The sequence below is a fragment of the Paramesorhizobium salinisoli genome, assembly GCF_003335045.1.
GTDB lineage: Bacteria > Pseudomonadota > Alphaproteobacteria > Rhizobiales > Rhizobiaceae > Paramesorhizobium > Paramesorhizobium salinisoli.
Window position 1 is genome coordinate 1 of record NZ_QOZG01000048.1, and the last position, 4994, is coordinate 4994.

Genomic DNA, 4994 nt, shown 5'->3' on the forward strand with positions numbered 1-4994 from the left:
TCGATGAGCTGGGCTTCGTGCCGCTCTCCAAGACCGGCGCGGAATTGCTGTTCGAGCTGATCTCGCAACGATACGAGCGAGGCGCGACCCTGATCACCAGCAATCTTCCGTTTGACGAATGGACGGAGACGCTCGGGTCCGAGCGTCTGACCGGCGCGCTGCTGGATCGTATCACCCACCACGTCAGCATCCTCGAGATGAATGGTGACAGCTATCGTCTCGCCCAAAGCCGCGCCCGAAAGGCCGGCTGAAATCCTTCAAATAATCACAACGCGCGCATGAGACCCCGCTCGGGCTACGCCCTCCCACGGGTCTCATGCGCGCGCCAAGGTGGCCGACTTTTGCGCCGCCGCGTGGCCGGTTTTTACTCCGCCGTTGACAAACGGAATTCGTGTCCCGCGATCTGGATCTTTGGGCTTATGCCAAGGGTGTCACACTGGACTTCTCGCGTCCCGGAAAACCCACCGACAACGCCTTCATCGAGGCGTTCAATGGCCGCTTTCGGGCGGAATGCCTGAACCAGCATTGGTTCCTGACCCTTGCGGATGCCCGCGAAAAGATGGAGGATTGGCGTAGAGACTACAATGAGGTTCGGCCACATGGTGCGATTGGCAACAAGGTGCCGATCTCGCTGATGAAATCGGGAGGCGCAACCAGCCCGCCTCCCTGAAGGGAAGCCGGAAAACTCCAGCCTCCGCTGGTCCAAATTTGGGGGGCACTTCACAAAACCGCTGGAGCGAACTCAAAACTGGATAAAACTTGGGGGCAACGTCAGCTCGGCCGCCAAACTGGCGAGCGACCCAAGGGCAAAGTGGCGATGCAGCGCTATGCTCTGCATCAGATTCGATGGAGAGCCGCGCGCCCAAGGCGCGGCTCAAGTCTCAGGGAGAGGCTTCGCCCCAACGGGCGAATAGGAGAAACCCATCATGATTGAGGCCCGCAGAGTGTATCAGTTTTTTCGTATCCCGTGGTCCAGCCCGAGAGGTTCACTCCAAAACCGGCTCAGTTCCGCATAGAAACCAAAAGCCAAGGGTCCGATACCGCAAGCACGCTATCGGACACCGGCGGAATCGCGCAATCTAAATCTTATTAAAAAGAATAGCGTCGCCAACGAATAGGCTGGAAACACCAGTCAAAGCCCCCACTATTTCGAAACCGTTTAGCCCAAAATCGGTTTTGATGCTATGCGCCTCGACCTCTTTTCGAATCCGATACAGCATTTCGGTGCCATCTAAGCCAAGGGCACGTGCAAGGTAATAATCGGCAGTCATACCATGGCAAAGGCAGAGTGAAGCTTGGTCTTCCCCGAGCCGCGCCTTTACGGTAGACATATCTGACTCATAAACGTCCGCGGGAATGTAAGGGCGACAAAGCAACCGAGAGTACCCGATACCTACGGTGCCATGACACCAGGACGTATTGCACGCGTCGTTTTGGTCGAAGCGCGGCCAGCCCCGTTCCGTCCGGTAGCGAGTCTCGCGTTTAAGATTGCGCAGAATGATTGCGATCGCATCGCGGTCCTCCCGGCCAAAATACGACATATATTCCGCAAGTGAAGCGGAAACACCAGCCGTACCGTGGGCAAAACCCAACAGCGTTGCTTTGTCGTCGAGAAGAGCATCTGCCTTATTCTTTAAGAGAGTGAAAGAGAAATCCGCTAGCCAGGCGATCTCTTTTCCAATGGGATACTCACAGTAGAGTCGATGCAGGCGGAGCAGCATGCTTAACGTGCCGCTGACACCGGCTAGAAAATCAAGCTGCTCGTATTTCTCAAAAGTTTCTGTAACCAAACGATAAGCGAGTTTGGCTAACTCCCGATCTATCGTGGAGAGTAGCCAAGTCAGCTGGTCTGCATTGATAGTGCATATGGCCCACAAAACTCCGGCTGTCCCGCTCAAAGCGCCAAGTTCGACCGGCAGGTCATCAAGCTGATCAGCGACCTGGCTAGCAAGGCAACGGGCAAAGTTGAGAAAACGAGAACAGGATTGACGCTGCCCTACAACATGGAAGGCGAGCGCAATACCTGCAATACCTTGATACAAGTCAACTTCGCTTAACCCGGCGCGGATAGTGAGTTCAGCTGTCACGTGCATATTGCGCCAATAATACCTGCCACCGATATGTAGGACACGGCACATGATCCCATTCATCGCAACCAGCGCCAGCTCATCAAGCCATTGATTGTCAGAAAAAGCGGCCAGCATTCTATTGCAAGTCAGCTTTTGCCCAACGCATTCTTCTCCTCTCCTCACGCGATGGGCAAGAAAGGCGTATTTGGTATCCTCCACGACCTCGTCAATGAATGCAGGTGTTAGCCGTGAGAACTGATACTCTAGTTTCTGGCGTGGTGATTGAAAAACCGCCGTTGAAAGCTCGTTCCCAAGACCGTTGGTTAGAACGGGTTCGTCGAACGGCATTTGAAAATATGGTATATCGCCACGACCCAAATCGGCGATCTCCGATTCCATAATGTCAGCGTCCCTGCTGCCGCTGCAAAGGGCTCGGGCGTCAAGGGCCGCTCCCTTATTTCTAAGTGAATTGGGGTGATAGATATTATAAAGAATCTTCCCGTATTCGTCCGTTGGTTGGACAATAATACGCACTTGGGAGCCGCCCATATTTTCCTTTATGGCAGCAAGTACGCAGTCCCTATTTAAGTACAAGAGGGTGAGAGTTTCTCGAATTCCGGAAATGACGTCTTGCTCGTGCTTGGAAAAGTCTACTCCTTCGCTTTTAAAAATCACTTGACTGCCGGTGTCTCCGGTAATTGCTTTTTTTTCTTCCATTTTCAGGAAGCAAGTGCGTTGTTGTGGATTGACGAGCACATCAATATCCGTTTGTGCTTTTGCTTGAGCGCTGAGCGGACTGATTTCAACCGCGCCATGCACTGTATCCGTGGGCAGCAGCAGTGTTGCATAGATGTGCCCATTAGTCGGGTGGTGCTTTTCCGCTTCCAGCGTACAGGAAAATAGCGTCTCGAGATCGACGATGACAGGATATTCACCGCTGGCTATTATGTTTTCCATATGGAGATCAGTAGCCGCAAATAGGTGCATGAGCGCCATGAGGGAGCCATACCGACGGTAGAAACTACGCACCTGATCTGTTGTTTCGCATTCCCGTTGAACAATAGCTTCTGTCCAACCATAATCTCCCCGATTTAAAGCACGAGGGACACAGTGATCGATCGGGAATCTGTGATTCCACCAAACAATAAAGCTGTTGAAACCCTCATCGATTGCAAGGGAACGTGGTTTGTAATAGAGGGTGCGGTTTAATCCGTCTTTGTTTATGTATTCCACTCGCGCAGCCTGCCGCATACCCCTGTGCGGATCTCCGATCACGTAAATGCCGCCAATGACGGCAACAGTCGCATCACCATAAAAATGGTCTGCAGCGCTTTCGATATCGGACTTAACATGACCGATTAAACATTTCAAAAAAGCCGTACAGGTGCCCATCTCTCGTTGCCAGCTTTCCCAGAGTCCTGGATATTTTTCGCAAAGCGCCGTGAAATTTTCGGGCTTGCAGACCTCACGGACGAAGAATTTGAAGCGCTCAACTTCGGAATCACCTTGCAGCAAGCCATCCTGATTCGCAAAATTCATCTCTAAAATAAGGGGTCGTTCCCAAGCCTTCCGAAGTATTGGAAGGAAAGCACTTTCAAAACATTTATTGAGTGCTTCCTTAGGAATTAATGAATTCTGTAACTGTAGAATTTCTTTTTCGCTATTAATAAGAATATGGCGATATATTTCTGAAAAGACGTCGCTTCCGAATGATGGGGAGCTCATCGAGGAAGTTCCTTTGCAAAGCTGGCGTTCTGACAAAGGCGCACAGTTTTCTGAGCGCACAGAGCGGCGCGATATTTACTTGTCTCCACGCAGATGCTAGTCTTCTTAAACCTGTCAGGCCCCTTACACGGGCCTGACAGGGCATGGACTTATGAGATACTAAAACCTGTCGGGCCCCTTACACGGGCCTGACAGACTCGTCGTCGCAGCAGACCCTCACGGTAAGGAGTGAAAGCGATCTCCCGCTACCTGCACTCACGTGTAAACTGCCTCCAACTAGTTTGGACGCTATGTCTGCATCATATTTTTTGGAGATCATTACCTTTATCCTTTCCTTGTTTCTCAGAGCAATCTCCCGGCGACTAAGCCGGGAATGCTGCGTTCCTATAAGGTTATAAATAGGAACGCCCCTAGATGGGCGGGGATTGAGGCCGATATTTGACGTGCCTGCATTGAGGGCTCAGCTGGCGGCGGCGCCATGAGGTTGAGCGGATCGCCGAGGCCCCTGCTTGTGCAGGAAACTCTGCTTGCTGAGGAGGTCAGAGACCTTGCAATTACCCACATCTGAGTGTCGCTGCCATTTCGGTTCTGAGGCGAATGTCTGTCAGCCGGCTGAGGCCGCGCCAGACGACGGTATTTCCCGGTGGCGGATCTGATGTTCTTCCAAGGCACCCGAGCCGTCGGGCAGATCTTCGCTAACGTTTGCCTCTGGGCCGGTCACTGACCTCAACCCACGGAGCCCTCGCCTGATAAAAAAGTGCGAAAGATTCTGGACACTACCTCGGGACGGCGCACCGGCCGCCCTCAAGTTCATTCGCAAACGCTGGCCGTGGCTGCGGCACGTCTTCGCCGAGGCGGCTGTGCTGGAGCGAAGCTCAGGGATGCGCTGCAAAAGATCGGCACATTTGGCCTGCTGCCGGTTTTTCGGAGACCGAGTTAGGCTAATCCCACCTTGTTTTCAAATTCCATCGGGCTGAGATAGCCCAGTGTCGAATGCCGACGCTTCGGGTTGTAGAAGCGTTCGATGTAGTCGAATACGTCTGCCTTTGCATGGTCTCTGGTTCTGTAGACCTTGTGACCTGCCACGGGTAATTTCCTCCAGTTTGGATTAGAGTCCGGCCCATTAAAGGACGGACACATGAAGAAGCAGAGATTTACGGAAGAGCAGATTATTGCGGTAGTGAAGGAGCAGGAGGCTGG

The 4994-nt window shown here is 52.7% G+C and carries 3 protein-coding genes and 2 pseudogenes; 3 read left to right on the plus strand and 2 right to left on the minus strand.

Annotation, left to right across the window (positions count from 1 at the left end):
* Together DUT91_RS24420 and DUT91_RS24425 are read left to right on the plus strand one after the other, a co-directional pair.
* A partial coding sequence (locus DUT91_RS24420) for an ATP-binding protein (protein WP_147272288.1) occupies positions 1–251 on the plus strand: 251 nt, incomplete at its 5' end.
* A 131-nt stretch (positions 252–382) separates the two neighbouring features.
* A pseudogene (locus tag DUT91_RS24425) lies at positions 383–670 on the plus strand (integrase core domain-containing protein); the annotation flags it as partial.
* A gap of 409 nt (positions 671–1079) precedes the next feature.
* On the opposite strand, the gene lanM reads toward DUT91_RS24425, so the two are convergent.
* Entirely contained in the window at positions 1080–3794 is a 2715-nt protein-coding gene (lanM, locus tag DUT91_RS24430; protein WP_114442986.1) for a type 2 lanthipeptide synthetase LanM, read from the minus strand.
* Positions 3795–4576: 782 nt separating this feature from the next.
* Between lanM and DUT91_RS24435 the strand changes: the two are divergent.
* Positions 4577–4695 (plus strand): annotated as a pseudogene (locus DUT91_RS24435) (IS5/IS1182 family transposase); the annotation flags it as partial.
* 35 nt (positions 4696–4730) lie between these two features.
* Here the strand turns inward: DUT91_RS24435 and DUT91_RS27045 are convergent.
* Positions 4731–4994: IS3 family transposase (locus DUT91_RS27045; protein ID WP_245419999.1), on the minus strand; the 264-nt coding region annotated here is incomplete at its 5' end.